Annotated in this window: 15 protein-coding genes and 2 tRNA genes; 11 read left to right on the top strand and 6 right to left on the bottom strand. The window is 66.3% G+C overall.

All coding sequences use genetic code 11. The features are described from left to right. The 3 genes from VI056_09075 to VI056_09085 form a co-directional block, all read right to left on the bottom strand. On the bottom strand, positions 1-142 hold a 142-nt coding region (locus tag VI056_09075), incomplete at its 3' end, for a GTP-binding protein (protein HEY6203184.1). Positions 143-165: 23 nt separating this feature from the next. Then, positions 166-238 (bottom strand) — tRNA-Thr (locus VI056_09080). A gap of 121 nt (positions 239-359) precedes the next feature. Continuing rightward, complete coding sequence (locus VI056_09085; GenBank protein ID HEY6203185.1) at positions 360-1,574, bottom strand: G1 family glutamic endopeptidase; 1,215 nt, start codon at positions 1,572-1,574, stop codon at positions 360-362. 163 nt (positions 1,575-1,737) lie between these two features. Here VI056_09085 and VI056_09090 point away from each other — a divergent pair, with 163 nt between their 5' ends. The 6 genes from VI056_09090 to VI056_09115 all read left to right on the top strand — a co-directional run bounded on the left by VI056_09090 (position 1,738) and on the right by VI056_09115 (position 9,378). Then, positions 1,738-3,774: a spermidine synthase gene (locus VI056_09090; protein ID HEY6203186.1), complete on the top strand. Its 2,037-nt coding sequence runs from the start codon at positions 1,738-1,740 to the stop codon at positions 3,772-3,774. Positions 3,775-3,795: 21 nt separating this feature from the next. Beyond that, positions 3,796-4,467, top strand: coding sequence for a TMEM175 family protein (locus VI056_09095; protein HEY6203187.1), 672 nt, complete (start codon positions 3,796-3,798; stop codon positions 4,465-4,467). Positions 4,468-4,579: 112 nt separating this feature from the next. Continuing rightward, entirely contained in the window at positions 4,580-5,158 is a 579-nt protein-coding gene (locus VI056_09100; GenBank protein ID HEY6203188.1) for a pyridoxal-phosphate dependent enzyme, read from the top strand. Between the two features lie 515 nt (positions 5,159-5,673). Further along, complete coding sequence (locus VI056_09105; GenBank protein HEY6203189.1) at positions 5,674-7,461, top strand: ATP-binding protein; 1,788 nt, start codon at positions 5,674-5,676, stop codon at positions 7,459-7,461. Between the two features lie 41 nt (positions 7,462-7,502). Continuing rightward, entirely contained in the window at positions 7,503-7,790 is a 288-nt protein-coding gene (locus tag VI056_09110; GenBank protein ID HEY6203190.1) for a hypothetical protein, read from the top strand. A 601-nt stretch (positions 7,791-8,391) separates the two neighbouring features. Further along, a complete protein-coding gene (locus VI056_09115; GenBank protein HEY6203191.1) occupies positions 8,392-9,378 on the top strand; it encodes a site-specific integrase in 987 nt (328 codons plus the stop codon). Between the two features lie 48 nt (positions 9,379-9,426). On the opposite strand, the gene VI056_09120 is transcribed toward VI056_09115, so the two are convergent. Next, positions 9,427-9,509 (bottom strand) — tRNA-Tyr (locus VI056_09120). A 70-nt stretch (positions 9,510-9,579) separates the two neighbouring features. On the opposite strand from VI056_09120, the gene VI056_09125 reads away from it, so the two are divergent. The 4 genes from VI056_09125 to VI056_09140 are packed head-to-tail and all read left to right on the top strand — an operon-like array spanning position 9,580 to position 11,360. Continuing rightward, positions 9,580-10,143: an isoprenylcysteine carboxylmethyltransferase family protein gene (locus tag VI056_09125; GenBank protein ID HEY6203192.1), complete on the top strand. Its 564-nt coding sequence runs from the start codon at positions 9,580-9,582 to the stop codon at positions 10,141-10,143. Next, positions 10,140-10,814: an AzlC family ABC transporter permease gene (locus VI056_09130; GenBank protein ID HEY6203193.1), complete on the top strand. Its 675-nt coding sequence runs from the start codon at positions 10,140-10,142 to the stop codon at positions 10,812-10,814. Before VI056_09125 ends, VI056_09130 begins: the two co-directional genes overlap by 4 nt. Further along, a complete protein-coding gene (locus VI056_09135; GenBank protein HEY6203194.1) occupies positions 10,811-11,119 on the top strand; it encodes an AzlD domain-containing protein in 309 nt (102 codons plus the stop codon). Before VI056_09130 ends, VI056_09135 begins: the two co-directional genes overlap by 4 nt. Positions 11,120-11,141: 22 nt before the next feature. After that, the gene (locus tag VI056_09140) at positions 11,142-11,360 is read left to right on the top strand and encodes a hypothetical protein (protein HEY6203195.1); all 219 of its coding nucleotides are present in this window, start codon (positions 11,142-11,144) and stop codon (positions 11,358-11,360) included. 302 nt (positions 11,361-11,662) lie between these two features. Here the strand turns inward: VI056_09140 and VI056_09145 are convergent, their stop codons facing one another. Both VI056_09145 and VI056_09150 read right to left on the bottom strand, forming a co-directional pair. Further along, positions 11,663-12,511 (bottom strand): neutral zinc metallopeptidase, encoded by an 849-nt coding sequence (locus tag VI056_09145; GenBank protein ID HEY6203196.1) that lies wholly within the window; start codon positions 12,509-12,511, stop codon positions 11,663-11,665. Between the two features lie 51 nt (positions 12,512-12,562). Continuing rightward, a complete protein-coding gene (locus VI056_09150; protein ID HEY6203197.1) occupies positions 12,563-12,961 on the bottom strand; it encodes a response regulator transcription factor in 399 nt (132 codons plus the stop codon). A 133-nt stretch (positions 12,962-13,094) separates the two neighbouring features. Here VI056_09150 and VI056_09155 point away from each other — a divergent pair, with 133 nt between their 5' ends. Next, on the top strand, positions 13,095-13,853 hold the full coding sequence (locus VI056_09155; GenBank protein ID HEY6203198.1) for a hypothetical protein: 759 nt from the start codon (positions 13,095-13,097) through the stop codon (positions 13,851-13,853). Positions 13,854-14,037: the final 184 nt, after the last annotated feature.

Raw genomic sequence — 14,037 nt, forward strand, 5'->3', positions numbered from 1 at the left:
CGAAGGCGCGGAAGTCGGCCTGGCCCTTGAGACTCAGCGTCTTGGTGATGGCCGCGGTGAGCGTGGTCTTGCCGTGGTCGATATGACCGATGGTGCCGACGTTCACGTGCGGCTTGGTGCGCTCGAATTTCTTTTTCGCCACGCTATGTCACTCCTTCTTACTAGAGCCCACCTCGGGGATCGAACCCGAGACCTCGTCCTTACCAAGGACGTGCTCTACCAACTGAGCTAGGTGGGCAGAGCTCTCTTTTCCGGACACGAAAAGAGAGTTGCTTGGCGCAACTCCCTCGAGCCGCTGGGTCCAGAAGATTATCCGCCTGCCTGCCTTCGCGGGTCAAGGAAAGGCCCGAAAGGCGGGCCTAGGGACGCCGCCTGAAGGTGCGGCCGCCGCCCTGCACCGTGCCGGGGGCGCTGGTGCGCGTGACCGCGAAGCTGCTGCCGTCGGCGCCGAGCGTCGTGGGCTGAGCGATCGCCTGGCCCGAGCGGTTGATCATCGCGACCGGCGTTGCACCGAGGGCTCCCAGTCCCATCGTCTTGCCATCACGCACCGCACTGCCGTCGGTGAAGCGGACGACGCCGAAGTCGTCGAGCGGGATGATCCCGCGACCCGAGCTCGGCGCCTCCTGGACCCACTCGGCCGAGGAACGCGAGGAGGCGTAGCTGACCGTGCGCTGGTATGAGGACTTGGTCGTGTTATTCGTCATCTCGATGGACCACTGGCCACTCGACTGCTCGGTGATCGAGACGGTCACGGAATCGCCGGGGGCGACGTCGAGCGAGATCGTCCGTGACGACTGGGGAAGCATCTCGAACCACGCCTCGTAGCTGACGCTGCCGCCGCTCACCGTTGCCTGCGTTCCTGCCTGGATCAGGTCCGTGCCGCTCACGCCGCCGATGCCGACCCATGTCGCGTCGGCGCCGGTCGTCGTTGCGCCCACCTGCGGGACGATCCACGTGCCGGTGACCGATGTGTAGGTGCCGCCGCTCGCGACGTAACCGGACCAGTTGCTGGACGTGTCTGACACGCGCGCCGGTGTCGTGTTGCTGGTACCGGGCTGTGCGGGCGCGGTGCCCGCCCCGGGCGTGACGCTCTGCGCGCTGGGCTGGACGTCAGCGGAGATCTTCCACGCGCCGCCGTCGAGCACGAGCGCGTAATCGTTGCGATCCGTGCGCTGATCCTGCGATCCGTCGCTGTATGTCGTGCGCCACGTCTCGTAAGCGGTCGCGGCCGCCGTCGTTCCGGCGATCGTGATGTCGCCCCACTCGATCCGCACCAGCGTGAAGCCGAGGACGCCGCCGCGGGCGAGATCGGTGTTGATCCGCGTGAGTTCGTCGTAATAGGCGGCCGTCGCGTTGGCGCGCATGAGCGACGCGTCGCCGCTCGCGAACGCCTTCTGCTGCGCCTGGTTGGCGGCCTCGATCACCTGCTTGACCGCGTCGGTGTTCGTCTCGGATGCAACGGTGGCCGGCGTCGCCACCGCGGGCGGCTGAAGCTGGGTGATGACTCGGCCGAGGTCGACCTGACCGCCGCAGCTGGCGAGGACGATCGCGAGGCCGATGAGGAGCTTGCGCATGGACTCCATCCTGCGCCCCGCGCGTGCGCGGATGATGAAAGTTCGCTAAGAGCGCGCTAAGAAGATGCCCCAGCGCGATCAAGTGAGTCTCTAAAGAGGACGGGGCCCGGCCAGAAGCGGCCGCGGCCTCGACTGACGCAGACCCGTCGGGTACGTTCGCGCGATGCTGCGAGACGCGAGATTCCGGCTCTTTCTGACCAGCGGCACCCTCCTGTTCGTCGAGCTCCTGTTGATCAGATGGATCCCCGCGAACGTCGTCTATGTCGGGTTCTTCAACAACTTCCTGCTCCTCGCGAGCTTCCTCGGGATCGGCATCGGCATCCTCCTCGGCCGGCGCGTGGCGCCGAACGCGGCCGTGTGGTTCGCGCCACTCGCCTTCGGGCTCGTGCTGTTCGTTTCGCTCGCGCAAGTGAACGTCAAGAACGAGCTCGGGGACCTGTGGTTCGCGACGCGCGAGGGTCGGCAGCTCGACATCAACTTCCTCGTGCTGCCGAGCCTGATGATCCTGACGACGGCCGCGATGGCGATGCTGGCGCTTCCGCTTGGGCCACTCCTTCGCGCCATGCCGCCGCTGCGCGCGTACGCGTTCGACATCGGCGGCTCGATGGCGGGGATCGCGCTCTTCGCCGGCGCGTCGCTCGCGGGTCTGCCGCCGAGCGTGTGGTTCACGATCGCCGGGGTCCTCGTGACCGTGCTCACGTTCGGCACCGCCGGCCGCGGCGCGCGGACGATCGCAGCGACGGCGCTCGTCGGCGCGGTCGCGCTCTGCTGGAGCATCGAGACGATCGGCGGCGACACCTATTCCCCCTACTACCGCCTTGATGTCGTGCACACGCCCCGCACCGATGTGATCTTCGTGAACGGCGTGTCGTTCCAGGCGATGTTCGCGGCGGACCAGCCGAAGGAGGCCTACTACGACCAGGTCTACCGATGGTTCCCCGGTCGAACCTTCGCCAAGGCCCTGATCATCGGCGCCGGCTCAGGCACAGATCTCTCCGTCGCGCTCGCGCACGGCGTGAAGGCGGTCGACGCCGTCGAGATCGATCCGGGGATCCAGGCCATCGGTCGAACGCAGCACCCTGACCGTCCATACGCCGACCCGCGAGTGTCGGTCACGATCACGGACGGACGTGCCTTCATGCGGAACTCGAGCGAGCGCTACGACCTCATCCTGTTCGCGGTGACAGATTCGCTCACGCTCGTGAGCAGCACGTCGAATCTGCGGCTCGAGTCCTTCCTGTTTACCGAGGAGTCGTTCGCGACGGCGCGCGACCACCTCACGCCCGACGGGGTCTTCGTCATGTACAACTACTACCGCGAGCCGTGGCTCGTACAGCGGTACGCGAACATGGTCGCTCGTGTGTTCGGGTCCAGGCCGATCACGCGGACGTACCCGACCGGCGACTTCGGCGCGGCGGTCATCGCCAACGGTCCTCTGGTGCAGGCGCTCGCCGGTGGCAGGCCGCCCGGCGACACGATCGAACCTGTCGATCTCGCGAGCGCACCGCGGCCCGCGACCGACGACTGGCCATTCCCGTATCTGCGCGATCCAGGCATCGCGCTGCACTACGTCCTCGGCCTCGCCATCATGATCGCGCTGGCTGCCGTGGGTGTCGGCGGCACGCTGCGCTTCATCGGCCTGCCCCTGAACAGCTTCGGCGCGCGCTTCGCGCACTTCTTCCTCCTCGGCGTCGCGTTCCTCCTGTTGGAGACGCGCAGCATCGTGACGTTCAGCCTGCTGTTCGGCACGACCTGGTACGTCAACGCGCTGGTGTTCTTCGCGATCCTCGGGAGCGTCCTTGCGGCGGTCGCTGTGAACAGCCGCCTGCGCTCGCGCGACCCGCGCTTGCTCTACGCGGGCCTGGCAACGTCGCTCGTCGTCGCGTACCTGCTTCCGCCGTCGTCGCTGCTCATCGAACCGGCCGCGCTGCGCTACGCGGTCGGCTCGTTGATCGCCTTCGCGCCGGTCTTCTTCGCGAATCTCGTGTTCACGTTCTCGTTCCGCGACAGCGACGCCGCCGATCTCGCATTCGGTGCGAACCTGGTCGGCGCGATGGTCGGCGGCGTACTCGAGTGGAGCGCGCTCGTCACGGGCTACCAGGCGCTCCTGCTCGTTGTCGCGGGCGTGTACCTGCTGGCGTGGCTCGTCAGACCGGCTCACGCGCTGGTGAGGCGAGCGCACGCGCTGGCGGCGTCCTAGGCAACTAGCATCGGCCGCCGGGTGGCAACTGAGCGACGCGCCGAGACCTCGCGACTGGAGGGGTTCTCCGACGCGGTCTTCGCGTTCGCGCTCACGCTCCTCGTCGTTTCGCTCCAGGTCCCGAGCTCGTACGACGAGCTCGTTCGCACGCTCCGCAGCTTCATCGCCTTCGCGGCATCTTTCGCGGCGCTCATTTGGATCTGGTACCTGCACCGAGAGTTCTTCCGGCGCTTCGGCCTGGGCGACGGACCGATGATCTTCCTGAACTCGACTCTGCTCTTCGTCGTCCTGCTTTACGTCTACCCGCTCAAGTTCCTCTCGACGCTCGTCCTCGGTTCACTCGTGGATCCGGCGAGTCTCGCGTCGATCGAGCCGAGCCAGCTTGCGCAGCTGATCGTCATCTACGGCCTCGGCTACGTGGCGGTCTTCTCCGTCTTCTTCCTCATGTACCTCTACGCCTTGCGGAAAAGACACGTGCTGCATCTCACGCGGATCGATCTGTTCGACGCGCGCTACGCGATGGAGGCGAACCTGATCAACATCGGCACGGGCCTCGGCAGCATCGCGCTCGCTCTGCTTGGCGCGCCTCCGGTCGTCGCCGGCCTCTTCTACTTCGTCCTCGGCCCGATACGCGCGGTGCACGGCGCGTCGAGCGGACGACGGCGCCGCCGCCTCGAGAAGACCACGACCTGATGCGGAAGCCTGACGACCCCGGCCTCTCGCTCACGGGGTCCGGCCTCGTGTTCGTGGCGACCAAAGACGGGGAGATCCGCGGACCGTCCCGGCGCGGCGCCGGTGTGTATGCGTGGGACACGAGGCGTCTGTCGCGCTACGAGGTCGAGCCGCGGAGTGGGACGCTCAGGCTGCGCTCGGCCGACGCGGTCATGGCAACGGCACAATCGGTCTGGAGATCCTCGAGGACCTGCCCGACGTCGACGCGATCGTGATCCCCTTCGGCGGTGGCGGGCTGTCGTGCGGGATCGCCTCCGCGATTCGCGCACTGCGGCCGAGCACAAAGGTCTTCGCCGCGGAGGTTGTGACATCTGCGCCACTCAGCGCGTCGCTCGCCAAGGGTGAGGCCACGGAGATCCAGCAGACGCGGACGTTCGTCGATGGGATCGGCGGTCCACGGGTCTTCCCCGAGATGTTCGCGCTGGCGCGGGAACTGCTCGATGGCGCACTCGTGTCCTCGCTCGACGAGGTCGCTGCCGCAGTGCGACTGTTGGTCGAGCGCAATCGCGTCGTGGCGGAGGGCGCCGGTGCGGCATCGGTCGCCGCGGCGCGCGCCGGGCGCGCGGGATCAGGCAAGGTGGTCTGCGTCGTTTCGGGAGGAAACATCGACACAAAGGTGCTGATCACGATCCTCGAGGGAAGGACGCCCTAGAAAACGAACGACGGGCCCAATCGGCCCGTCGTCTGATCTACAGTCACAACCGAGCACGCAGAGACCGAGATTCAAATTTCCGAATGATTTCGAAAGCGCCAGGCGACTCATTCCTCGATTTCGTGGGTGAGTCAGTTGCCCATTTCGTTCAGCAAGGAGCGGAGGCTGACCCAACTCCGCCCCGCCCTACTTTCCCTCACGCCAGGTCGGTGGCTAATACGGGATTTCGTCCGGACCAAGCGGATCCCGTTCTGAAATCGTTCCCGGCTCGCCGGTTGACACGTTCATTCCCTCGTCACAGGCAAGTCGGAATCGGCACGGCCGACAGTTGAAGGCCGAGGCCTTAGTTGGGAATTGCCGTGTCTTAATCGCGTCATAGATGTCGTTGGCACGTTGCTCAGCTGCGCACATCGCCCCTCAAAGTCAGCTCGCCAGTCGGAGCCATCCGCGCGCGTCCCGGATGAGCCCGGTTGTTATCACTTCCGCGCGCTTGACCCCCGTCTTCCACTCCGACGTTGTACAGAAGCGCGCCGAAGCGCACTACCATCACCGCCGTTAGCACTCGCCTCTCGCGGCCGATCGAATGGCTCTTCTTGTCGTGGTGGCGGCTTGTCGCCGTCGTCGCGCTGATCGCGCTACCACTCCTGATCGTCACCGAGATCTCATCACGAGATCAGCGGACGCAGCTTCAGGCGAGTGAGTCGCAGGTCACGCTGAAAGCGGCTGAGCGCGCCGCCGCCACTTTCGGGGGCCAGGTGCTCGGGATCCGCAACGGCGTCGCAGCTGTACTGCTCGTTGATCCGATCCGCATCGCCGTAGCTTCGAACGACCACGATGAGGCCAGCCGCCTTCTAACGATTGCCCGGACAGCACTAGGCGACGAGGTCGTGCGAATGTGGGCGCTTGATCGCGAGGGTGTTGTCGTCGCGGTCATTCCCCCCAACGACGCCGTGGTCGGCAAGTCCTTCCCGAGCCCGGAGCGCCTTGCGGACGCTCCGCCGCGGACCGCGAATTTCACGTCGAACGTCCGGCTCGGGGGGCCCTACCGAGCTTCGTCGACCGGCGAATCGGCGATCGTCAGCGTCAGCGTGGCGTTCCGCGCAGACCCGTCGATCACGACCGGACTCGTGGCTGAGGTCGATCTGGCTCGCATCGTCGAACGAGTCGCACCCGGGCTACGTTCAGAGAACGACCTCTACATCACCGACGTCAACGGGCTACTGATCCTCCCATTGTCGACCGGCGACCGCGGCGGGACCCCGACCACGGGAACCAGGATCGTTCCATCGGGTTCGGCCGCCGGCCCATACGCGACGACCATGCCGGATCCGATCGGTGGGCGTCCTGCCCCCATCACGGTCGTGTCGATCGCGGAGACGGACTGGCGACTCGTCCTGGTTCGTGCGCCCACCACGCTCGTGACGCAGGTCGCGCCGGTCTTCGACCAAGGCGATGGCGCTCGCGTCCTGCTCGTCGTGGTGATGCTGCTCGGTGCCGCCCTCGTCGGCGTGACGGGATCGCAGATGCTCCGTCAGCGACACCTGCTCGCCGAGACGAACGCGGAGCTAGCCCGCGCGACTCAGGAGAAGTCGCGGTTCCTAGCGAACATGAGTCACGAGCTGCGCACCCCGCTCAACGCGATCATCGGCTTTAGCGAGCTACTGGAGCAGCGGCTGCCCGGCCCGCTCACCGAAAAGCAGTCCGATTACGTGCATGACATCACCGAGTCGGGAAGGCATCAGCTTGCGCTCATCAACGACATCCTCGACCTGTCGAAGGTCGAAGCCGGGAAGATGGACTTCCGGCCTGAGACGTTCGACGTGAGAAGCGCGGTCGCTCGCGTGCACACTCTTGTCGCGCCGCTGGCGCAGGAGAAGCGTGTGGGGCTGGTCGCCGAGCCGGGATCCAGCGCCCCATCGATCACGCACGATCCCGGCCGTTTCAGGCAGATCCTCTACAACCTGCTGAGCAACGCGGTGAAGTTCACGCCTGAGGGCGGCCGCGTGACGACCGCGGTCACCTCCGTCGACGACGGCTATGTCGAGATCAGCGTCGCCGACACAGGGATCGGGATAAGCGCCGAGGACGCCGCCACGATCTTCCAGGAGTTCAAACGACTCGACTCCGCCTACGCGCGGGCCCAAGCTGGTACGGGTCTCGGTCTCGCGCTCGTGAAGCGAATGCTGGTCGAGATGGGCGGCGACATCAGCGTGGCGAGCGAGGTTGGGCGTGGGACGACCTTCACCGTACGCCTTCCCGAGAAAATGACGGTCGCTGAACACCGGCCGCCAGTCCTGACCTGACCTCCGCGAAGACCGGAAGCGCCCGATCGATCATCGTGTCGATGGCCGTGAGCGAGATCCGGAAGTATCAGCTCAGCGGATACCCGCGAAGTCGTGTGAAACATCTACCTGCACCACGGGTTACTCGCTCGATCCATCGGATCCAAAGCCTCGATCTGCGGCACATCTACATCGAACGCGCGCACAAGGGCGCGACGATCCGGCTATTCGTCGCTGGCGCGAGTGTGCGGGTCGTCCGCGACGACGGTCAGCTGCTGCGTGAGCTGACGCTGGATCCGAGCCGCGACAACCAGTCGCGCCGCGCCACGAGAGTGGACCGCGACAAGTAGGTTCGACCCGTTCTCGCTGCTACACGCCCGTTACTTCGTGTAACGGCACGAGCCAATGATGGCGGGCCGGATCGCGCTTTTGCGCACCTGAATGCTCCCGCGTCCAGCTGCCTGATTCCGCGTCGAGGCGCTCGGGGCAGCCGCGGTGTGACCTCGGGAGGCTCCTGCTCGGCGACGAGCGCCCCGCGCGGCCCAGCTTCGTCCCGTGACGTACGTCATGCTCGAGCCAGTCTGCTTTCGGTTATCACGCTCGAATGCTTGCCTGCGAAGGACCGCACGCGATTCTCAAGAGGTGCATGGTGCTGGGCCGCACGGCCGTTCGCCCGGGTGCGGACATGGGCCGACTTGGACCGATGTGCCACATCGCGGATCGGGATCGCGTGCATCCGATGATCGAGGATGTCGGCGAAGAAGTGCTCGTCGTCGCTCGCGCTCGCAATCGCGCAGCGCACCCGACACGCGACCAATCACAGCCCGCGAGCAACCTCGGTGGCGACGACCCCGGCATAGACTCGTCGGCGGGTCAGCCTCCCGCTCCCGAAAGGGAGAACGCATGCGAACCTTTCCAATCGAAGACGGACGAGTCCTGAGCCTGAGAGAAATGCGCCGGAAGAACGCCCCACTCATCCACGTCATCGCGAGCTTCTTCCGCGCGAATTACGACCTCTCGCCGAACACCGAGCGCTGGTACCGCGAGAACCTGAGCGCGTACGTCGCGTACGTCGAACGCGTGCAGGGACGCCCAGCAGTAATCAGCGATGTGAGCAAGCCGCTCGTCGACGCGTACCTGAAGGAGCGGATCACCAAGCCGACGCGCAAGTACCCGAACGGTTCCGCGTTCGCCGCGCGCGCCGCGGCGGTGACGCTCAAGCGCTTCGCGAGCTATCTCGCCGAGGACGGCATCCTTGCGGACAACAACGGCGTGTCGGTGCTCAAGCACGTCAAGCGCACCAAAGTCGACGACGACGTGCGGCAACCACTCTCCGCCGACGATCTCGATCGGCTCATCGCCGCCGCCGGCAGACCCGGCAGCCGAGACCGAACGTTGATCGTCTTCGCCGCGGGCACCGGTCTGCGCGCGAACGAGCTCCGTGGAGCACGGACCGGCGACCTCGATCTCGCGCGCGGTTGCTTCACGGTCCGGCCCGAGACGAGCAAGTTCGGACGCGAGCGCGTCGTCAACTTCCATCCCGCGGTGGGGCGCGAGCTCGATCGCTACCTCCGCGAATCACGCATCGCCACGAACGCGCAGGCGCCGCTCTTCCCCACCCGCACCGGTGACCCGTTCGAAATGGACGGCTTCGCCAAGCTCTTCGCCCGCCTGCGCGAGCGAAGCGGCATCCGCACCTTCTCGGCGCACATCCTCCGGCACACCTGGGCCACGAACTTCATGAGCGTGCCCGGTGCGAATCTCCTCGAGCTCAAGCGGCAAGGCGGATGGGAACGATGGGAGATGGTCGAGCGATACAGCCACCGCGTTCCGGTGCGCGATCGTCTCGCGCTTCCGAATCCGCTGGACCCATCACACAAAACCGCCTTTGGTCAGCCGCCCTCCGCAACAGTCAGCCGCCTTTCGCGATCGGCGTAGAAAACGAGCGACGGGCCCGATCGGCCCGTCGTCACTAGAAAAAATCGGTGGGCAGAGAGGGAATCGAACCCCCACAGCCAGAGGCGGCTGATCTACAGTCAGCGGAGCTCACCACACTGCTCAATCTGCCCAGGACGCCGCGGTGACTGCCCAAGTTTAAGGCCTTCGACGGCTCCCCACACGACCATCGAGAATCACGCGATGGACGACCGCTCACTGCGCATCGCGGTGCTGCTCTCGGCGCACCTGATCTTCCTCTCGGCGGGCGCCCTCCGCATCCTGCGGGGTCAGCGCGCGCACCTTCTCATCGCCGACGCGCCGTGGTGGATCCAGTACTACCCGCCCGTGGCGTGGATTCCCTTTGTCGTCGCATACGTTCAGCCACTGGCGATCGACCTCGACGACAGCCTGCGCTACGCCGGCCTCGCGATCGCTGTGGCATCCGCAGCGTTCGCGGCATGGGCGATGTGGTCGCTCGGGCGCAGCTATGGCATCCGCATGGACGTGTTCGACGGCCATTCGCTCAAGACCGACGGCCCGTACGCGTTCGTGCGTCATCCCATGTACCTCGGCATCGTGCTGTTCCATCTCGGCGCATCGCTGACGCTGCAAAGTCCGCTGCTGCTGGCCGCCACCGCGCTCTTCGTCGTGCCGTTCACGCAGATCCGCATCGCCGCGGAGGAAAAGGTCCTGCAGGACGCATTCGGCGAGCGTTATCTGCGATACGCCGAGCGCGTCCCTCGACTCGTACCCTTCGGAGCGTGACGGGGAGGCGCGCCGCGATCGTCGAGGGCTGGCCGATCTTCGTGACGGCGGTCGTCGTCGGCATCGCGTTCGGGCTCACCGCGCGACAGTCCGGGCTCTCCATCGTCGAGACGAGCGCGACCAGCATCATCGTGTTCGCCGGCGCCGCGCAGTTCGTGATGGTCGACCTGCTGAGGACCGGCACGCCCGTGCCACTCATCGTCCTCACGGTCCTGCTGCTCAACGCGCGCCATCTGTTGATGGCCGCCGCGCTCCGTCCGTTCGTCCAAGTCGCCTCGTTACCACGACGCTTCGGTCTCGGGTACGTGCTGACCGACGAGGCTTTCGCGATGGGCATCGGCTGGTTCCGCCGTGGCCATCGCGACCTCGCCTATTACGCGGTCTTCAGCACGGTGCTGTGGTGCTCGTGGAACGTCGGGACTGTGCTCGGCGCGATATTCGGCGCGGGCATCGAAGACCCGCAGCGCTTCGGCATCGACTTCGCGATCACCGCCGTGTTCGTCGCGATCGTCGCGATCGGCGTTCGACATCGCGCGGACGTCGCGGTCGCAGTGGCGGCCGCGCTCGTGGCAGCGGCACTCCGTCTCGCGGGCGCCTCGGCGGTCGCGGTGGTCGTGGCCGGAGCGCTCGCACCGCTCGTCGCGTTCGCGATCCATGAGGAGCAGCCATGAGCGTGTGGATCGCGATCGCGGCATCGGGGATCGTGACGTACCTCACTCGCTCTCTGCCGCTCGTCCTCACCGTGCCCGGGAGCGCACCACCGCGGCTGCGCCGCTATCTCGACGCGCTGCCCACCGCGATCATCGCCGCGCTCGCCGGCGCCGGCATCGCGGTGCCCGATGCGCAGCCCACCGGCGGGGCCGAGATCCTGGCCGCCCTCGTCGCGCTGGCCGTCGCCGCCTGGCGACGCAACCTGCTGTTCGCCGTGATCGCGGGCGTTGCCGCCGTGGCGGTGCTCCGAGCGGTGGGCCTTTAGCCAGCGGAGTAGCGTGTCCGAGGTGGATGGTGGGCTCATCCAATGGATCTGCGTGCGCGAGGCGCATCGGCACACGCCGCCGCCGGATCAGTCGACGCCTTTCAACATCCACGAGGAGGGCGGCTGGGCCTACTGCCCTGCCGGAGCCACCCAGAACCATCTTTGGTATCGCACCGGCGGCATCACCCGGGCGGGCCTCGACCGCTTCACCTGGCCCCGCGAGGACGAGGTCGACCGCTGAGCGGGTGAGCCAGCTCTCGCCAGATGGAACATTTGGACCCTCTCCGGCGTTTATTAGGCGATGAGAACTTCTGGACTCCCCTGCCGCGCCAATCCCGACTGCGAAGTCGTCTTCAGCCTGAGCCATCAGGACTCCATGGAGGCGCTCCGTCAGGCCGCGTCCCTACGCGACGCCCACGAGCTCGAGGTGCATGACTACCGCCACGTCGCCACGACGACGCTGTCCGGCGCATCGACGTTTGCCCAGGGCCCGGCGGCTCGCAGAGGTCGCGGTCGCAAGCGCTCCGAAGAGCTGAACGTTATTTAGACCCGCGACGTGTCGCAGCGGTCCATATCGCCGCTCGAATAGCCCGTGTTGAACCACTGATGCCGCTGTGCCGCAGAGCCGTGCGTGAAGCTGTCCGGCGTCACGTGCCCCTGCGTCTGCTGCTGGATGCGGTCATCGCCCACGGCTTCGGCCGCATCGATCGCCTGCGCGATCTCCGCGTCTGTCGGGGCCGACATGTAGCCCGTGTCCGCGGCGTGCTTCGCCCACACGCCGGCGAGGCAGTCGGCCTGGAGCTCGACGCGCACCGACGCCTTGTTGCTGGAGCTCTGCTGCAACAGCCCTAACTCGTCCTGAACGTGGTGACCGTATTCGTGCGCGATGACATAGCCCTCGGCGAAAGGTCCTCCCTTCGCACCGAACTGCGACTGCAGCTGGTCGAAGAAGCTGATGTCGAGATAGACCTTCTGGTCGTTCGGGCAATAGAAGGGTCCGGTCGCCGCGCTCGCGGTACCGCACGCCGCCTGTGTATATCCGCTGAAGATCACCGTCTTAGCTGGGTTGTAGGCCGCGGTACCGCGGCGGTTGAACTCGTCGCCCCAGTACTTCTGCACGCTGTCGACGAAACCGACGACGCGACAATCCGCGCGTTTGTTCGCGTCGGCCCCGGTGCGACACTCCTGCAAGGACTGGGCGCCTTCGATCGGGGGCTGGGAGGTCGTGTCGATCAGTCCGGTCGGATCGACCCCGAGTAGCAACGCCGCGATGAGGATGATGATCCCTACGGCGCCGCCTCCGACCATGATCGGACCGCCCGCCCCGGACCCGCTGCCGCGGCGGTCCTCTACTTGATTCGGATCGAGTCGGGCATCAGGGTTGAAAGGCACGACCAAGCGACCCGCAAGACGCAGGCCACGCTGATTAAGAGAGTTAGCGGTCTATTGGCCCGGTGGAGCGGAGATAGCCTGCGCGGCACCGCGGATCGCCTCGATCAGCATCGACGGCGCCGAATCCTTCGTGATGCATGCATCGACCCCGATCGCTCTCGCTTGCACGCAGGCGTCGCTATCGAGCGTGTAGAAGACGATGCCGACGCGGCTGGCATCCTCGCGGAGCGTGCGTGCTACTTCGAGTCCGCTGAGATCGCGCATTTCCGAATCGAGCACCAGCACGTCCGGACGGGTCGCGTGCACCAGGCGGAGCGCGTCGTGGCCGTCCTTCGCGACGCCGACCACCACAAATCCCAGCTCGGCGTTGAGCAGATACCGGAGGTTCTCGCGGATCGACGGATGGTCGTCAGCGACGACGATCCGCAGCGTTCGGGAGGGAGCTGACACGGTCTCAGTTTAGACGGAAAGTTTATGGGGCTGAACCGGTGTGGCGGCCGATTGACCACGTCGGGTCGTGCCTCCCGGTCGCCCGCCTCCGCAATGAGACAGGAACGGCAGAGACCGGCCCTACGCTTATCTCGTGATCTCTGGGCGAAATGCCGTTATCGCCGTCCTTGCGGCGCTCGTCGTCGGCGTCGTCGTTGGCGCGGTCGGCGCCTCCGCCTGGCCGCGGCCGGTGGTGACGCTGCCCAGCCCCAGCCCCAGCCCCAGCCCCTTGCCGACCGCCTCGCCCGCTACCCCGATCCCGACCTTCACGCTCCTCCCGACGACCCCTACCCCATCGCCGACCATCGCGCCGACGCCAACGGTCGCGCCACCGCCAACTCGCACGAAACAGCCTCAGCCGACCACACGCGCGGCGGGCGAGAAGCTCCTCCCCTACTACTTCACAGCGCGCCTGACCTTCCCTTCGATGTACCCGTCCCCTCAGATCGACTTCGACTTCGCATCGGACGAGGACGGCGACGCCTTCTTCCGTGGCCTCACACCTCTGGGACAACCGATCTTCACCGTGCGCGAGGACTTCGTGGTGGATCCGCGAACGGCGTATCACGAGATCGGTCACTACTACGAAGCGCTGCTGAATCGCAAGGACGCCAGCATCGATTGGCGCGCGAAGTACTGGGCTTTCCGTGGATTCCCCGGAACGTGGCAGCAGGCCGCGGCCGAGGCCGCGACGATGACGGGCATGGCGCAGTGGATCCATCAACCGCAGGAGTCGTGGGCCGAGGCGTTCAGCATCGCGATGGTCGGCAGCGGCCAGGAGAAGACGCTCGACTACGGAAGAACGATCAACCCGAGCGCGACGAAAGCGTTCTTCTTGTCGCTGCTGAACTGACCTGCGCGACTACGGAAGACGCGGCGCGTAAGGGGTCGGGCGATCGCCACTCTTCGGTTGCATCTGGATGTAGCTGCAACCGGTAGTGATTGCCATTGCGATGAGCAGCGCGAGGAAACGCATCACCATCCGCCCAGTTTGGGCTGCTGCGCGGGACTCGCTAGCCCGTACCTTCGACCTATGA

Source organism: Candidatus Limnocylindria bacterium (genome assembly GCA_036523395.1).
Lineage (GTDB): Bacteria > Chloroflexota > Limnocylindria > P2-11E > P2-11E > CF-39.

What these genes read in the sequence shown, in the direction of transcription:
- VI056_09085 (HEY6203185.1), bottom strand. Translation starts at nt 1,574, where the DNA reads ATGCGCAAGCTCCTCATCGGCCTCGCGATCGTCCTCGCCAGCTGCGGC.
- VI056_09090 (HEY6203186.1), top strand. Translation starts at nt 1,738, where the DNA reads ATGCTGCGAGACGCGAGATTCCGGCTCTTTCTGACCAGCGGCACCCTC.
- VI056_09110 (HEY6203190.1), top strand. Translation starts at nt 7,503, where the DNA reads ATGGCCGTGAGCGAGATCCGGAAGTATCAGCTCAGCGGATACCCGCGA.
- VI056_09115 (HEY6203191.1), top strand. Translation starts at nt 8,392, where the DNA reads ATGCGCCGGAAGAACGCCCCACTCATCCACGTCATCGCGAGCTTCTTC.
- VI056_09125 (HEY6203192.1), top strand. Translation starts at nt 9,580, where the DNA reads ATGGACGACCGCTCACTGCGCATCGCGGTGCTGCTCTCGGCGCACCTG.
- VI056_09135 (HEY6203194.1), top strand. Translation starts at nt 10,811, where the DNA reads ATGAGCGTGTGGATCGCGATCGCGGCATCGGGGATCGTGACGTACCTC.